The sequence below is a fragment of the Armatimonadota bacterium genome, from assembly GCA_031459855.1.
Taxonomy (GTDB): Bacteria; Sysuimicrobiota; Sysuimicrobiia; order Sysuimicrobiales; family Humicultoraceae; genus Fervidifonticultor; species Fervidifonticultor primus.
Genome location: JAVKHP010000001.1, coordinates 431,997 through 447,968 on the forward strand (window position 1 = coordinate 431,997; position 15,972 = coordinate 447,968).

The window sequence follows — 15,972 nt, forward strand, 5'->3', positions numbered from 1 at the left end:
CCATTCACCTCTCCGCGTCAACGGGCAGTAGCCGGCCGGGAGGCGACGCCGCACCGACCGTCAGGAGGCGAAACGCCCGCGGCACCCCGCCGCGTAACTGCACGTGGACCTCCACCTGCGTCCAGCAGCCAGGACAGTAGAGGGCACGGAGCGCAAACCGCCCGCGGTCGTAGCTCTCACCGCGCACGGGTCCGGCCGCCGTCAACGGCAGCAGCTGTTCCGCCAGCAGGTCATAGAGGCTTGCGTCAGCCGGTCCGAGCAGGTGCCCGCAGACTCCACACTCGTACTGCCGGCGCCCGCGGTCGATGCGCAGGTACTCGCCAACACGCTGGCTGTCGTCTTCCGCGCCAACGCGGCCGACGCCTCCGCCTGCGACCGCGTGCGAACCCGCGGTCGGCAGCCGCGCGCCCCGGCGTCGGTCCGCGCGAATCGCGTGCCGGCGTTGGGCCGTGGCATCGTCGTCGACGTTGCCGTGGTCGTCGAGGACCACCCCGTAGACCGTCCGCGCCACCTCCGGCGAGACCAAGCCCCGGCGTACGTCCCATGCCACGCGATGCGGGGCACGTTCCAGTGGATCACCGTACCCCCCAGCGCCCTGCCAGTTGTGGTACCAGACGTCATCGGATCGAAAGGGAGTCCGCGGATGCTTGGGCGGGAGGATCTCTAACCTCCCCGTGCACTCCGCGAGCGTCGCCGGCAGCGGCACTGGCGTTCCCTTGCGCTGGGGGATGTCGGTTTCCCGCACCCGTATCACCCGCACAGCCGCACCCGGGAGCCCGCCCCACAGACCCATGGCGTTGGGCTGCTCGGCTCCGGTGGCTGCCATGACGCACTCGAGGTCGTCACGCGGCGCACCGTGGGGCACGTACGCCAGCTCGCCCGAGACCCCGCCGCGCCAGCGACCCGGACCGCCGGAGTCCTGAAGATGGCGGCGGAACAGGTACAGGACGGGGAAGTCGGCCTCGATGTCCTCCACGTTGGAGATGTTGGGCGTGGTATTGAAGATGATGCCACCGGTATCCACCCCGTCGGCGTAGGAGCGGGCACCGGTCCCACCCGCGAAGTGACTCATCTCCGTGGTGGCGAACGGAAACCCATGCTGGCTCGTGCCCGCGATCACGGGCCCCATCGACGTACCGGTCCATGTCCCGGTCGCCTCCACAGCGTACGCAGGGCTGCACGAGAGGATCTTGGCCAGCGCGGCGAACACGCAGTCGATGACGATAATGACTGCGGAGATGGTGGCCATGGAGCAGGGGCGCGGGTAGCTGGCGTTGACGAGGCAGCCGTCCGGGGCCGTGATCTCGACGCAGCGACGAATACCCCAGTTCCAGGGCAGGTCATAGCCCAGCTGCACGTACACCGCTGTCAGGACGCCGGCCAGGAGACCCGACGCCGTACAGTTGATCAGGCTGGCCGGCGCAGGGTCAGTTCCCGTGAAATCCACGTGCAGCCGGTCGTCGCGCTTCGTGACCGTGCAGACGACCTGGTAGACGTTGGGCGCATGGCCGTCATGGTCGATGTACTGCACCTCGCGGACCACAGCGTCGGGCAGTTCCCGCAAGCGGAGTCGTAGCCGCCGTTCCGCGTAGTCCAGCATCCCCCGCATGACGGCCTCCACCGTCTCGAGGCCGTAACGGTCGATGAGCTCCGCCAGCCGTCGGCGTCCAGCCGTGAGCGCGGCCAACTGTGCCTTGATGTCCAACCCTACCAGCGGATCGCGCACCGCGTTGAGGATCCACCGCACGATGTCCTCGCGCAGTCGCCCTTCCTCGACGAGCTTCACTGGCGGCATCCGCAGGCCTTCCTGGTGGACGTCGACGACCCCCACCGAGAAGCCGCCCGGGTCCGTTCCGCCATTGTCCAGCTGGTGCCCGGAGGCCCCAACCCACGCCACCAGGCGTCCCGCAGCGAACACCGGAGCCACGGTGGCGATGTCGGGCTGGTGGATGGCGCCGAGGTACGGGTCGTTGCAGATGAACACGTCCCCGTCGTGGATGCCCGGGTTCTCCGCGCACAGCCGTTGTGTGCTGGCGATGACCAGCGGAAATACGTTGGCTTGCGTGGTGATGTACGGGCCAGCGATGACGAGCGCGCCGTCGGGAAGCGCGATCCCCGTGGCGGCGTCGTTGCCCGTGACGAGCACATGCGACCCGGAGGTGCGCATGTAGATGATGCCCATCTCTTCGGCGATCAGGCCCAGGCGATGCGCCACGACCTCGAAGGTCACCGGGTCCACAACCGGCGGTCTACTCACGGGCTCCCTCCAGCACGGTCATCACGATGTTTCCGAAGCCGTCGACCTCGGCCCGCGCGCCATAGTCCACGACCACGGTCGTATGGGGATACTCGACCAGGGCCAGTCCGGTGATGGCGTTGCCGGCGCGCAGCTGCGGTCCGTCGTAGACCGGCGTCTCCACCCACTGGTGTCGGCGCATGCAGTACACCGGCCGATGCCCCTTGCGCGCGGCCGAGGGGTCTGGTCCCCCGGCAGGCACCGCGGGGAACGGTGGTGGGTCCACGAGCCCCCAGGCATCGAGCCCTATGGCCACGATCTCGATGCCAGCCTCCCGGTACGCGGCCGTGGCCCCGTAGAGGGCCGCGTACTGGTCCTCGAAGGCACGGGCCACCTGGTCGAGACTCACCGCCGCAAGGGCATCGGGAGACAGCTCCACGCGCACGGCGTGGAGTTGCCGTCGGTAGCGCATCTCGACCCACCGGGCGAAGACCCGTCGCTCGAGCGGTAGACCGTCGGCGTCGAGCATGGCAGCGGCTTCCGCTTCCATCCGCTGGTAGTGCCGCCGCAACCGCTCGGGGTCCGCCGGCAGCAACATCAAGTCGGAGACCGCCAACGAGTGCAGGATATCGGATCGGGCCGCGCCCACCGCGGAGAGCACCGACGCGCCACCTGGTACCAGCACACAGCCGATTCCGGCAGCGCGCGCGTAGGTGGCGCCGTGGACGGGGCCCATGCCGCCGTAGGCGAAGAGCACGAAGTCACGGGGGTCGTAGCCGCGTTCGATGACCACCTTCCGAATGAGGTCGGCCATCTGCTGGTCGACAACCTCACGAATCCCGGCGGCGGCGCGGACCACGTCGTTCTGGAACAGCCGGGTAGCGACGTGCGTCCCGATGGCCCGGGCAGCAGCATCGGCGTCCAGCCGCATGCGTCCGCCCCAGAACGTCTCGGGGTTGATGTACCCCAGCACCACGTCGGCATCGGTCACCGTAGGTTCTGTTCCCCCGCGGCCATAGCAGGCCGGCCCGGGCACAGCACCGACGCTACGCGGCCCCACCCGCAGACGCGTATCGTCCACCCAGGCCACCGAGCCACCCCCGGCACCGATCGAGACCACGTCGACCATGGGCAACCACAAACTGTACTGCGCAATGACCGTCTCGCGGGTCGTCGCCCACTTCCCCTCCGTGAGCAGGCTCACCTTGAACGTCGTCCCGCCGACGTCGGTGGCGATCACCTGCCGGCGGCCGGTGGCCTGGGCCACGGCGCGGGCCGCCGCTACGCCCACGGCCGGTCCTGACTCGATCGTCTGCACGGGCACCACGCGGGCGGCAGCGGTGACACCGCCATTGGCCTGCACCACCAGCACGGGCACCCGCAGGCCGGCTTCCCGTAGCTGCGCGGCCAGCCGCGTGAGGTAGCGTTCCAGCGTCGGCGCCACGTAGGCGTTCACGACCGTGGTGGCCGTACGCTCGTACTCGCCGCGAAAGGGCGCGATCTCATGGGACAGGCTCACGTGCGCCTCGGGGGCCATCTGACGGATCAGCGCCGCCACGGCGCGCTCGTGCGTCGGGTTTACGAACGCCCACAGCAGACAGACCGCGAACGCTTCGACGCCCTGCTGCAGGAGGTCGGCAATTTGTGCGCGCGCGTGCTCCACGTCCAGCGGCGTCACAACGTGCCCCTGGGCATCGATGCGCTCGCGCAGGCCCCGAATGCGTGTCTCGTCGACGATCAGCGGCGGCTTGCTCGTCGCCCGTGGGTGCCGGCGTTCCAGGAGGCTGAGGCCTGCGACGCGCCCAATACCGCGCATGATGAGCAGTTGATCCTCGAAGCCGCGCGTCGTCAGGAGCCCCACCCGAGCACCGGAGAACGTCAGCAACGCGTTGGACGTCTGGGTCGTCGCGTGGGCCAACCGTACGGTGCCCGCCAGCAGCTGTCCCACCGTGGTCTGCGCTTCGTGCGCCGCGAGCCCCAGCGCATCCCATACGCCCGCGGTGAGATCGTCGGGCGTGGTCAAACTCTTGGCCGTGACCGTTCGATGCGTGGCAAGGTCCAGGACGGCGACGTCCGTGAACGTGCCGCCGACGTCGATGCCGACGACGTACATCAGGACACGGGGGCAGCAGTCTCGAGCAGCCCAGCCGCGCGCAGGGCGTGGCGAATGGCGCGCCGTTCCTCCTCGCCTATGGGCACCTCCGGTGGCCGCACCGCCGCACACTCCAGCCGCCCCAGCATCACCAGCGCTTCCTTGACCTTGCTGACGAACGAGGTAGGGGTTCGGCCAAGGTCCGCCGCCAGGGCCTGCATCAGGGGCAGCAGGCGCGTGTTGGTCAGCTCCACCGCGCGGTGCAGCTCCCGGCGCTCCACCGCCTCGAACAGCGCCACGAAGAGCTCCAGCCCGACGTTGGAGATCCCCACCATGGTGCCGTCCGCCCCCAGGAGGAGCATCGGCAGCAACGTGTAGCCGTTGTGGTCGGCAAAGAGCGCCACCTTCCCGTGCACCGCCTGGTAGTCGAGCACGTAGGTCTCGAGGTCTACCGCCTCCTTCACCGCCACCACGTACTCGATCTCCGCGAGACGGGCCAGCACCTCCGGTGGGTACGTGAGCCCGCTCCATGTGGGGTACTGGAAGATCAACATCGGGATACCGACCTCGTCGTTCAGCGCCGTAAAGAACCGCACGGGCGCTTCGACCGTGCGCGGGAAGCCGCGCCGCAGCAGGTGCTCGAACGGCGAATTGACCTGGATCACGTCGGCGCCAGCCCGCTTCGCATCCCGTGCCAACGCGATGGCTTCGGCTGTGGCGCGCGCATCGATCCCGGCGATCACGGGCACCCGGCCGCCAGCCTCCGCCGCGCACACCTCGATGCATCGCAGCCGTTCCTCGGGCGTGAGTGCACCACCCTCCCCGGTGTATCCGTTGCACAGCACACCGGCGACGCCCGGAGTGGCCAGCACTGTGCGTACATACCGCCGCAGGGCGGCTTCGTCCACCTGCAGATCTTCTCGAAACGGCGTGACAATGGCAGGGATCACCCCGCGCAACCACACGGCCTTCTTCATCGTGTCCCTCCCTCCGTGCGCCTCATGCGCCTGTCCTCGAGGTACGGTCACCGTCCCAACAGTACTCGCGGCAGCCAGACGGAGAGCCCCGGTACGAAGGTCAGCACCACGGCCACCCCCAACAGCACCGCCACGAAGGGCAGTACCGCCACGCTGAGCCGCTCCAGGGAAATCTGAGACACCGCGCTCCCCACGAACAGGCTGGCGCCCACCGGCGGCGTCAGCAACCCGATGACCAGGGTGAAGACCATCACCATCCCGAAGTGGAGGAGATCGATACCATAGCTCTTGGCCGCCGGGAGGAGCACGGGCGTCAGGATGATCAGGGCCGGCACCGGATCCAGCGGCATGCCGACCACCAGCAACAAGACCAAGACGAGCAGCAGAAACAGATGGGGGTTGTCCGTCATCCGAAGCATCCACTGCGCGACCGCCGTGGGCACCTGCGCGTAGGCCAGCACCCAGTTCAACACCGCCGAGGCGGTCACGATGATCATGACGACTCCGCTGGTGATCCCGGCTTCCACGAAGATTCTCGGCAGCGCGTGAAGGCGTAGCGTGCGAAACACCAGGAGGCCGACGACCAGCGCATAGGCCACGGCAATGCCCGCCGACTCCGTGGGCGTGAACACGCCGGCCACGATGCCCCCCACGACGACCACCGGCATGACGACGGCCAGCAGCGCTTCCGCCACCACTCGCCACGCCCGGTCCTCATGAAGCCCCGCCGCGTGGCGAAGCCGGCTGCGAAAGCCCTGGCGGCGCAGCAACACGAAGTTGAGCCCCAAGAGCACCAGGCCGATCAGAACCCCCGGGATCACGCCCGCCAGGAAGAGTTTGCCGATGGAGACCTCCGCCTGAATGCCGTAGATCAGCAGGGGCACGCTCGGGGGGATGATGGGGCCCATGAGCGAGCCAGCCAGCGTCAGCGCCGTAGCGTACTCGCGGTCGTGCCCGTCTTCCTCCATCGCGGGAATCAGCACCGTACCGACCGCTGCCACCTCCGCGGCGGCCACCCCGGTAATCCCCCCAAACACCATGCATACCAGCACGTTGGCGTAGGACAGCCCGGCGTTGATGCGCCCCAGCAGCAGCACCGCAAACCGCACCAGCCGCTGCGTGATGCCCGCCTCGTTCATCAGGTACCCTGCCAGGATGAAGAGCGGGATGGCCATCAGCGTGAAGTCGTCTGCGGCGACGAACATCCGCTGTGGGGCCACGGTCAGCGGGGTGCCACTGAGCACGAGGTAGGCCAGCCCGGCACCGACCAAGACCAGCGCCACCGGAACACCCAGCAGGAGCAACGCCAGGAAGACAATGGCGAGAGTCAGCACGGGCGGCATCGCAGGCTAGCCGTGACTAGGCGTCCCCAGACGGCAGCGGGCGGACCGCCGGCCTGCCGTCTGCGGCTGTACCGTCTGCCACCAGATGCACGGCCCGCACGAGGGCGTGGAGCAGCGTCAACGCGAGACCGACTGGGACAGCCAGATACACCCATCCGATCGGAATCTGCAGCGCGGGCGACAGCTGCCCACGCTGCAGATTGTTGGAGGCCAGTACCCATCCGTACCACGCCAGAAGCGCCATCAGCACAACCTCGGTCACGGTCGCCAGCAGCTGAACCCGCCACCGCGCGCGGGCCGACAGCTGCACCAGGAAGGTGCTGATCCGCACGTGTCCCCCGGCACGGTAGGCGACGCTGGTGGAGAGGAAGATCACCCAGACCGTCAGATACCGCGCGGCTTCTTCCCCCCAGAACAGCGACGCATTGAGCACGTACCGAAAGAACACGGCCAGCAGCACCACGGACAGAATGGCCGCCATCAAAAACCCGACAAGACCCCGGACCGCTCCGTCGACGGTTGCGGTGACCTTCTCTAGCCCGTCCGCATATCGCACCACCTGCAACCTCCTCCCGTGCCCAAGGCCGGCACGCAATCACGCGTCTCCCCTCTGGCGCACCATGGCGCCGCGGTCACCCAGGCGCAGCCATCGCTCCGAGACTGCCGCTCCGGACCGCCCCGGGAGCGCACGGAGGCTAGCGGCGAAGCCTCACGATCTCCTCCAGGATGTCCTCAGCCTTGAGATCCGCCGCCCACTGCCGCCAGATGGGCCGCACACGCGTCACGAACGCCTCGGCGTCCACCTGGGTGATCTGCATCCCCTTCTCGACCAGTGTCCGTCGGATAGTCTTCATACGTTCACGAAACACGCGCCGTTCGTGGGCAGCGGCCTCCAGCATGGCGTCCTGGATCAGCTTTCGGTCCGCGTCCGGCAGGCCGTCCACGAACCTTGCGTTCATGATGACAGGACGCGGCTCGGCCAGGAAGGCGATCTGCTCCCAGTCGGTGATGTACTTGGCGATCTCGTAGATCTTCAGGGCGTCGACGGAGACCACGTCGAGATGTGCACCCTCGATGACGCCCTGCCGCAGTCCGGTGTAGATCTCGGTGTAGGGCATCGGGGTCGGGTTGGCCGCGAACGCCAGGAACGTCACGCGCAAGATGGGGTTCTCGATGATGCGGATCTTCACGCCCCGAAGGTCGTTGGGGTGTCGCACCGGCTGCTTCACAGTCTCGATGGCACTGTCCCCGGTGCTAAACCACGCCAGGACCCGAAACCGCGCCTGTTCCTCGATACGGCGGGCGATCTTGGCACCCGTCGGCCCCAGGGCGATCCGTTCCATGTGGTCTTGTCCCTGGATCAGGAACGGCACCTGCACCAGGTTGTAGATGGGTGCCAGATTGGCCATCGCGCCAGCTCCCACCCCGATGTGGATGGCGCCTTCGAGAATCGCCTCGTTGATATCCCGCTCCGCGCCGAGCTGGCCGCCGGGGAAGATCTCCACGCGGATTCGGTTCCCCGACCGCTGCTCGATCAGTTCCTTGAACTTCCTAGCACCATCCATGTAGGGAAACGTTTCGGGCGTAATGAGCGCCCATTTCAGCGTCAACGCCTGCGGCTGAGCGACTGCCGCCCCGAGGTAGACTGGCAGCCCTATCGCCGCGGCCGCCACCACCGCAATGAGCCACCTGACCACTCGCCGATCGTCCCGCATCACGTCACCTCCTCGACTTCCGGCTCTTGGTGTCTTGTCGCTCACTCCTCGGCACCCTCCGCCCGTCGAGCCGCGCCGACCGACCCCTTCCCACACCTCCCGCCTGGGGCCCGTCTCCTGGCTCCTGCAACTTCCGCTCCGGCGCAGCCAGGAACGTCGCGATCATGTCCCGCACCTGTCGCAAGTGCACGCCCGCCCGCACTGCAGCCTGGTCTGCGTCGCGTCGGCGGTAGGCATCGAGGATCTGCTCGTGCTCCCGCTGGGCGATGTCGAACCGGCTCAGCAGCGCCAGGCTCACCCGCAGGTAGCGGTCCGAGGCGACGCGCAGCTCATCGTGCAACCGCAACAGCCGCGGCCGCCGGCTGGGGCGGCAGAGCGTGCTGTGGAACTCACGGTTCAACGCCAGCCAGCGCGCGGGGTCCCGCTCGTCCGCCATCTGCCCCAGCAGCGCCTCGGCGTGCTCCAGGTCGTCGGCGGTGCAGTTGGGCACGGCGTAGCGGGTCAGAAGCTCTTCCAGGAAGATACGCACGTCGTACAGTTCATAGAGATCGTCGACGCTCAGCAGGCTGACTCGGGCGCCCCGCCGTGGCAGGATCTCCACCAGCCCCTCCGCTTCCAGCCTGCGGAGCGCCTCGCGAATGACGCCCTCGCTCACACCGTACCTGGTGGCGAGCGCACGCTGCCGGAGCGAGTCGCCCTGCGGTATCCGGCCGGCCAGGATGGCTTCGCGCAACTCCGCGGCAACCACCTCGCCCACGGTATTGAACGGCAACCCCGCTCGTGGCGCTGTGTGCGTCGTTTGCACCAAGACAACTCCGAAGGCAATCGTTAATCGATTATCGCCGTTGTACATTCGTTGCTGGTGCCCTGAGTTCCTTCTGCTGTTTGGGATGACAGCATTGGCCCCGATGCCGTCGTGTCATGGGGCCCGAAAGGGAAATCGAATCCCAGGCGGCGCCGTAGGGGGCCATAAGGAGCTACACGTAAGCGACTATAGGGGGCACTGGGCGTAACGGACGTCGCGGATAGTAGCGCCCGCAGGGGCCGTTCGCCTATGATCGTAGCAATGGACGTGCACCCTTCCGCCGCAACCGCATACCGTTCACCGCCACGCCACCCGGGGGCCCGCCGACCCTGCCGACGGCGCCCATGACGCGCACCATCCCCCGCGCGCTCCGCGCCGGTCTGCGGGACGTCCGCCGGGGGCTGCAACTGGCGGCACTGTTGCGGCGGTCTCCGGTGTCTGCCGCACGGTTCGAGGACGACGTGCGCGCGCAGCTGGCACGGCGTGTGGAGAACTTCCTCTGGTCGATCGAGCACTTGATCTTCGCCCACCGCGACAGTCCCTACCGGCCACTCCTGGACGCCGCCGGGTACGACCTGCCCCGGATCCGGGAGCTGGTGCTGCGCCTGGGCCTGGAGGCCGCCCTGGACCGCCTGTGGCAGGACGGCGTGTACGTGCGGGTCCAGGAGTTCAAGGGCCGTGAGGCGGCCGTACGCCATGGACGCACCTTCCGCTTCCGGGAGCGCGACTTCGCCAATCCCCGAGCGCCCGGCGTGCTCTGGGGGCAGAGCAGTGGATCTCGCAGCGGTGGCACGCAGACCGAGGTCTCGGTCGACGATCTCCTGTACCACACCCGTCTGCTCGCGTGGATGCTCGAGCGATACGGCCTGCAGGACCGCGACGTGGTGGTCTGGCTGACCCCCGGGGCCGGTCTCGAGCGTGTCGTCAGGTTCTCGCTGGCCGGCCGCCGCCCGCTGCGCTGGTTCTCCCCGGTAGGCTTCAGCAGCCCGTCGGTACCTCTCATGCTGGCGATCGCGCGCGCAGCGGGTGCCGGCCCCCTGCCGCGCCTGCACATCGTGCCGCCCGAGCGTGTGCTGGAGATCGCCCGGGACATCCAGCGGGTGAACACGCGGCGTGGCCTCCTGGTGGCCGCGTTCGTGAACTCCGCGCTGCGCCTCGTGCTGGCCGCCGAGGAGGCGGGCATCGCCCTGGGCGACGTAGCCTTTCTGTTGATGGGCGAGCCGGTGACGCCCGTCAAGCGCCGGCAGCTCGAGGAACGCGGGTTCCAGGTGTTCTCGCGGTTCGGGTTCTTCGAACTGGGGGAACCGGCGTGGGCGTGTCTCGCGCCTCGGACGTCCGATGACCTGCACGTGATGACGGACATGGTGGCGGTGCGGCAGTACCCCCGCGTCGTGGACGGCGACGGCACCACGGTCTTTGCCTACCTCTTCACCAGCCTGCTGCCCCATGCGCGCCACGTGCTGCTGAACATGGAAACGGGCGACTACGGCGGGCTGGAGGAGCGGTCGTGCGGCTGTTTCCTCGACCGCATCGGGTTGCGGCTGCACATGCACACGATCCGGAGCTTCGAGAAGCTCACCGCCGAGGGCATCACCTTCCTGGGCCCGACCCTGATCGAGCTCCTGGAGGACGTCCTGCCCAGGAGGTTTGGCGGCGACAGCCGGCACTACCAGCTGGTGGAGGGCGAGGACGCCCGCGGGTTCACGAAGCTCTACCTGCTGGTCAGCCCCCACCTGGGGCCGCTGGACGAGGCGGCCCTGCGCCGGACGTTGCTCGCGGAACTCGGAGTGCGCCACCTGGATCCGGTTTACGGTCGCAGCGTGGCCACCGTCTGGAGCCAGGCTGACACCATCCAGATCGTCCGCCGGGACCCCCTGCCCACCACTGCGGGGAAAGTGTTGCACCTCCATCGCGTCCGCGGGGCGCTCCTGTGAGGCGCAGGGGGCCGGTGGCGTGAGCCACGCGCACGACGCCAGCCCATCCCCTGGCGGCGTCGATGGCCTGGCGGCCCTGGCGCGGCGGGGGACGCTGTGGACGCTCCTTTCCCAGGCGTACACGTGGGCTATCGGGTTTGGTAGCCGCGTGGTGCTGGCGCGCCTGCTCACGCCCCATGACTTCGGCCTGGTGGCGGTGGTCACGCTCGTGCAGGGGGCGGTACTGCTGTTTGGCCTGCGCGGGGTCTCCACGGCCCTGATCCAGCGTGCCGACGACCTGGAGGCGCACGCCAACGCCAGCTTCTGGTTGCACCCGCTGGTCGGGAGCGCCATCGGGGTGGTGGTGCTGGCCGCGGCTCCCCAGGTGGCGCTCGCGTTTCGTGAGCCCCTCCTGGTGCCGCTGCTCCGGGTGGCGGCCCTCAGCTTCTTCGTGGTGCCCTGGGGCGCCACCCACGCCGCGCTCCTGACCAAGACGCTGGACCTCCCGCGGCTGACGGTGGCCCATGCCCTCGTGGGCACGGTCATGGCCCTCGGCACGGTGCTCATGGCGTTCCAGGGCTACGGGGTGTGGAGTGTCGTCGTCCCGGTGGTCCTCGCCGATCCGATCCGGGTCTACGTGCACTGGCGGCTGTGCCCCTGGCGTCCCCGTGTCGCGGTGGCGCTGAGCCGGTGGCGCGAGCTCTTGCGCTACGCGCGGCACGTCTGGATCGCCGACGTGCTGCGGTACTGTGTGGACAACACCGACTACGTCGTGGTGGGTCGGCTGCTGGGGGCGAGCCCGCTGGGGCTGTACTCCTTCGCCTTCCGGCAGGCCATGTTCGCGGTGCAGAACGCCACGCCCATCGCGGCCCGAGTGGCGTTCCCGACGTTCGCGTCGCTGCAAGGGCACAGGGACGCGCTGCAGCGTCACGCGGGCAAGAGCCTGCTGTTGCTGGCCAGCGTCACGCTCCCGCTGCAGGTGGGACAGCTGGCCCTGGCGCCGGAGTACATCGCCGTCGTCTACGGGCCCAGGTGGCTTCCCGCGGTCGACGCCTTCCGGATCCTGCTGCTCTACGGCATTCCTCTGGCGGTCGCACTGCTGGTGCGGCACGTGCTCGCCGCGGTAGGATCTCCCCAGACCGTCTGGAAGTTCTACGCCCTGATCTGGCCTGCGCTGGCTGCGGGCGCGCTGCTGGGCGCGCGGGCCGGCGTCCTGGGCGTCGCGCTGGCCGTGGGCCTGATCCTGGGGCTGGGGTCCTGGCTCTTCGTCGTCGTCGGCCTGCGCCTGCTGGCCTGGCCGGCGCGACGGCTGCTCGCGCCGCTTACCGCCCCGGCCATGGCGTCCGTGGCCCTGTACGTCACCGTGGTGCTGCTGCGGCAGGTCCTGCTGACCGTCGGCGCCACGCCGGCCGTGGTGCTGGCCCTGGGCGTCCCGACCGGCGCAGCGGCCTACGCCCTGGTCCTGGCGCGATGCTTCCCGCGGGCGTGGGCGGACGTGGTGGGCTTCGCCGCGCGCGCGGCCACCGAGGTGCGCAGGGACGCCGGTCAGGTCGTCCGCCACCTTCGACGCAGGCTCTCGTTTGGAGGCGCGATGTGATGTCGTCGACCGACACGCTCGCCCCCGGCGTCCGGAAGGATGCGCCGGGACCCTCGTCCCGACCGAGCAGCGGGTGGGAACTGGGCTACTGGCTCTGGGTCGCGTACCGGCTCGCGGCCTTCTGCGTGCCCGTGTGCACGCGCCTGGGCGTACGCCCCAACCTGGTGACCGTCGTGGCCAGTGTGACGATGCTGGCCGGCCTCGGGCTCCTGGCGAGTGGCACAGCCGCCGGGGCCCTGGGCGGCGCCCTGTTGATGCACGTCTACTACGTGCTGGACGCCCTCGACGGCGATCTCGCGCGGGCGACGGGCCGGTCCTCGGTGTACGGGACGTACCTCGACGACCTGAACGGCCATCTGATGCCGCCGCTGCTGTTCGCGGCACTCGGCGTCCACGTCTACCTGGCCCCGCAGCCCCCCCTGTGGGCCCTCGGGCCCGATGGCGGACGCACGGCGTGCTTGCTGCTCGGCGGCGTCGCTGCCCTGGCCACAGCGCAGCACGCGCTGGCCGAGATGCGGATGCGCGAGGCCCTACGGGCGCTCGCCCCCAAGACGTCGCCTGCCCCCGTGGCCAGCGTTCCCCCACCACCGAGCGGGGCGCTGGGGCGGCGCGAAGCCTTCCTGCGCCACCTCATCGGTCGTCACCTCGTCGGCATGGACGGCACGCTGCTCCCAGCACTGGTGGTGGCCGCCCTGTGGAGGCGGCTGGACGTGGTGCTGCTGGTCATGGCGCCGGTCTCCCTGGGAAGTCTCCTCTGGCACCTGACGCGCGCGGTGGTCCTGCTGCGGCGGGCCGACCGGGACGGGGGCCGCTGATGCGGGCCGTCGTCCTGGCGGCAGGACGCGGGACCCGGCTGCGCGCCGTCTGGCCGCACCCCAAGTGCCTGCTCCCGGTGGGCGGCCGGCCGCTGCTGGTCCGCTACATCGACGCCCTGCGCCGCCTTGGGGTCGACGAGCTGGTGGTCGTCACGGGCTTCGAACACGAGCGCGTGGACGCGCTGGCCGCCGCCACGACCTCCGTGGCGTTTCCGGTCCGCACTGTCCACAATCCCCGCGTGGGGGGCAGCGTGTGCTCACTGGACGCGGCCCGGGCCTGCATGGAGGGTGAGGTCCTGCTGATGGACGGCGACGTGTACTGCGAGGACGCCGTGCTGGCCCGGGCATGCGACGGCGGTCAGGAGGCCCTGGTGGTCGACCCATCCCGACCCTACGACCGCGAAAAGTACCGGGCCGCCATCGCGGGCGGACGCGCGACCGGGCTGGCGCGGGGATTGCGGAGTGCGCCTGGGGCAGAGTGGGTGGGGTTCGCGCGGCTCTCCCCGGACCGTGCCGCGCGCCTTGCGGCGCTGGCCCGCGCGTGTGTGCACCGCGGCGCCACCGACGTCGCCTACGAGGACCTCCTGGGGGCCACGGTCGCGGAAGCCCCCATGCCATGGGTCTCGGTCGCGGGACTGCGGTGGGCCGAGATCGACACGCCCGACGACTACGCCCGCGCCGAGGCGCTGGCGCGGCAGGGCACCGTCCCACACCGCGCAGCTTCCGACCACAACGGGGGGACGCGATGACCACAGGCCGCCGGCTGCGCCGCGCCCCTGCGACCATTGCCGCAGCCATCCGGGCCGGAGTGCAGATCGGACGCCTCCTGCGCCACCAGATAAGCGACGTCCGCGACTTCGCCGAGGAGCTGCGCGCCGCAGTGGCCCGCCGCGACGAGACGTTCCTCGCCAGCGCCGAGCGGGTCATCTTCGCGTACCCGAACAGCCCCTATCGGCCGCTGCTGGAGGCAGGGGGCTACGACTTCCAACGGCTCACTCACCTCGTGCGCACGCGAGGGCTCGATGGCGCCCTGGACCAGCTCCGGGCCGACGGCGTCTTCGTGACGATCCAGGAGTTCAAGGGCCTCGTGCCAGCGGTGCGCGGAAAGACGACCTTGCGTTTTCAGCCCAGGGACTTCGCCACCCCTGACACCACCCGGGCGTTTCAGGCGACCAGCAGCGGATCCCGGGGGGCGCCCACGCCCAGCACCGTGCCGCTCGAAGAGCTGGTCGCCCGCGCCCGCCTGCGACGCTGGCTCAACCTCCACTACGGTCTGGCGGGACGCGACGTGCTGGTGTGGCTCAGCGCCAGCACGGGCCTCGTCTGGCTGCTGGTGGGGGCCCTGACCGGAGAGCGCCCCGTGCGCTGGTGCTCGCAGGTGTTCGAGGCCGCACCCCACACGCGGCTCCTGCTGACGACCGTCCGCGCCGTCAGCGGCAGACCGTTGCCGCCCATGGAGGTCGTGCCCGCCGATCGCGCGACCGAGCTCGCTCGATACATCAGCCGGGTGAACACCGCCCGCGGCATGGTGGTCGAGACGTTCGCCAGCTCCGCCCTACGGTTGGTGCTCGCCGCCGACGACGCAGGTCTCGCCTTGGGCGACGTCGTCTTCATCGTTGCGGGCGAGCCGCTGACACCTGCGAAGCGCCGTGCCATCGAGGCGCGCGGCTTCCGCGTGCTGTCCCGCTTCTCGTTCACCGAACTGGGCAACTGCGCCTGGCAATGCCCGGTCGGGCACGAGGCCGACGACCTGCACGTCCTCACCGACCGTGTCGCCGTACGCGAGCACCTGCGGCCGATCTCACCCCACGGCGCCCAGGTACGTGCGCTGCTGTTCACCACGCTGCTGCCGCATGCCCGCAACGTGCTGCTCAACGTGGAGAGCGGTGACGAGGCACGCCTGGAAGAGCGCTCCTGTGGTTGTTTCCTCGACCGCGCCGGGCTGCGACTCCACATGCATACCATCCGCAGCTTCGAGAAACTCACAGCCGAGGGTCTGACGTACCTCGGCCCTGCGGTCGCGGAGCTCCTGGAGGAAGAGCTCCCGCGCCGGTTCGGCGGCGACGGCCGGCACTACCAGCTCGTCGAAGGGGAGGACGAGAGCGGCTTCACGCGGCTCTTCCTGCTCGTGAGCCCTGCCGTAGGCCCCGTGGACGAGGACGCTGTGCGACGGACGGTTCTGCGCGAAATGGCTCGCCGGCACCTGGTGCCAGCGTACGGACGCATCGTGCAGCGCGCCTGGGAGGCCGCGGGCACGCTCCAGGTGCTCCGCCGCGAGCCCCTGCCCACCCCTTCGGGGAAGATCCTCCACCTGCACCGCGGCGTACTGGAACAGGCGGACGCGAGGAGCGCTCCCCGCCCGCCGTCTGCGCCCTGAGCACCGGGAGGCGCAGTCCGGCAAGACGCAGCCTGCAGGCGGCCTGCGCGCGCGCCCAACGAGCCACGACACGTCGCGTGACGGCGGGCCCGCCGGACGCTA

General features: G+C 69.6%; 12 protein-coding genes. 5 read left to right on the top strand and 7 right to left on the bottom strand.

Going from position 1 to position 15,972, the window contains the following annotated elements:
* Positions 1-4 precede the first annotated feature (4 nt).
* The 7 genes from QN157_01930 to QN157_01960 form a co-directional block, all read right to left on the bottom strand.
* The gene (locus tag QN157_01930; GenBank protein MDR7554346.1) at positions 5-2,257 is read right to left on the bottom strand and encodes a hydantoinase B/oxoprolinase family protein; all 2,253 of its coding nucleotides are present in this window, start codon (positions 2,255-2,257) and stop codon (positions 5-7) included.
* On the bottom strand, positions 2,250-4,349 hold the full coding sequence (locus QN157_01935) for a hydantoinase/oxoprolinase family protein (protein ID MDR7554347.1): 2,100 nt from the start codon (positions 4,347-4,349) through the stop codon (positions 2,250-2,252). Before QN157_01935 ends, QN157_01930 begins: the two co-directional genes overlap by 8 nt.
* Positions 4,349-5,305 (bottom strand): dihydrodipicolinate synthase family protein, encoded by a 957-nt coding sequence (locus QN157_01940; GenBank protein MDR7554348.1) that lies wholly within the window; start codon positions 5,303-5,305, stop codon positions 4,349-4,351. Before QN157_01940 ends, QN157_01935 begins: the two co-directional genes overlap by 1 nt.
* Positions 5,306-5,352: 47 nt before the next feature.
* Positions 5,353-6,639 (bottom strand): TRAP transporter large permease, encoded by a 1,287-nt coding sequence (locus QN157_01945; protein ID MDR7554349.1) that lies wholly within the window; start codon positions 6,637-6,639, stop codon positions 5,353-5,355.
* Between the two features lie 25 nt (positions 6,640-6,664).
* The gene (locus QN157_01950; GenBank protein MDR7554350.1) at positions 6,665-7,207 is read right to left on the bottom strand and encodes a TRAP transporter small permease; all 543 of its coding nucleotides are present in this window, start codon (positions 7,205-7,207) and stop codon (positions 6,665-6,667) included.
* Positions 7,208-7,343: 136 nt separating this feature from the next.
* A complete protein-coding gene (locus tag QN157_01955) occupies positions 7,344-8,363 on the bottom strand; it encodes a TRAP transporter substrate-binding protein (protein MDR7554351.1) in 1,020 nt (339 codons plus the stop codon).
* A 4-nt stretch (positions 8,364-8,367) separates the two neighbouring features.
* Entirely contained in the window at positions 8,368-9,120 is a 753-nt protein-coding gene (locus QN157_01960) for a GntR family transcriptional regulator (protein MDR7554352.1), read from the bottom strand.
* A 392-nt stretch (positions 9,121-9,512) separates the two neighbouring features.
* On the opposite strand from QN157_01960, the gene QN157_01965 reads away from it, so the two are divergent.
* From QN157_01965 to QN157_01985, 5 genes are read left to right on the top strand one after another with little or no spacing between them, the layout of a single operon-like run.
* On the top strand, positions 9,513-11,102 hold the full coding sequence (locus tag QN157_01965; GenBank protein MDR7554353.1) for a hypothetical protein: 1,590 nt from the start codon (positions 9,513-9,515) through the stop codon (positions 11,100-11,102).
* 19 nt (positions 11,103-11,121) lie between these two features.
* On the top strand, positions 11,122-12,678 hold the full coding sequence (locus tag QN157_01970) for a lipopolysaccharide biosynthesis protein (GenBank protein MDR7554354.1): 1,557 nt from the start codon (positions 11,122-11,124) through the stop codon (positions 12,676-12,678).
* Positions 12,678-13,493 (top strand): CDP-alcohol phosphatidyltransferase family protein, encoded by an 816-nt coding sequence (locus QN157_01975; GenBank protein ID MDR7554355.1) that lies wholly within the window; start codon positions 12,678-12,680, stop codon positions 13,491-13,493. The genes QN157_01970 and QN157_01975 overlap by 1 nt, the downstream gene beginning before the upstream one ends.
* Positions 13,493-14,242 (top strand): phosphocholine cytidylyltransferase family protein, encoded by a 750-nt coding sequence (locus QN157_01980; GenBank protein ID MDR7554356.1) that lies wholly within the window; start codon positions 13,493-13,495, stop codon positions 14,240-14,242. Before QN157_01975 ends, QN157_01980 begins: the two co-directional genes overlap by 1 nt.
* Positions 14,239-15,870: a hypothetical protein gene (locus QN157_01985; protein ID MDR7554357.1), complete on the top strand. Its 1,632-nt coding sequence runs from the start codon at positions 14,239-14,241 to the stop codon at positions 15,868-15,870. Before QN157_01980 ends, QN157_01985 begins: the two co-directional genes overlap by 4 nt.
* Positions 15,871-15,972: the final 102 nt, after the last annotated feature.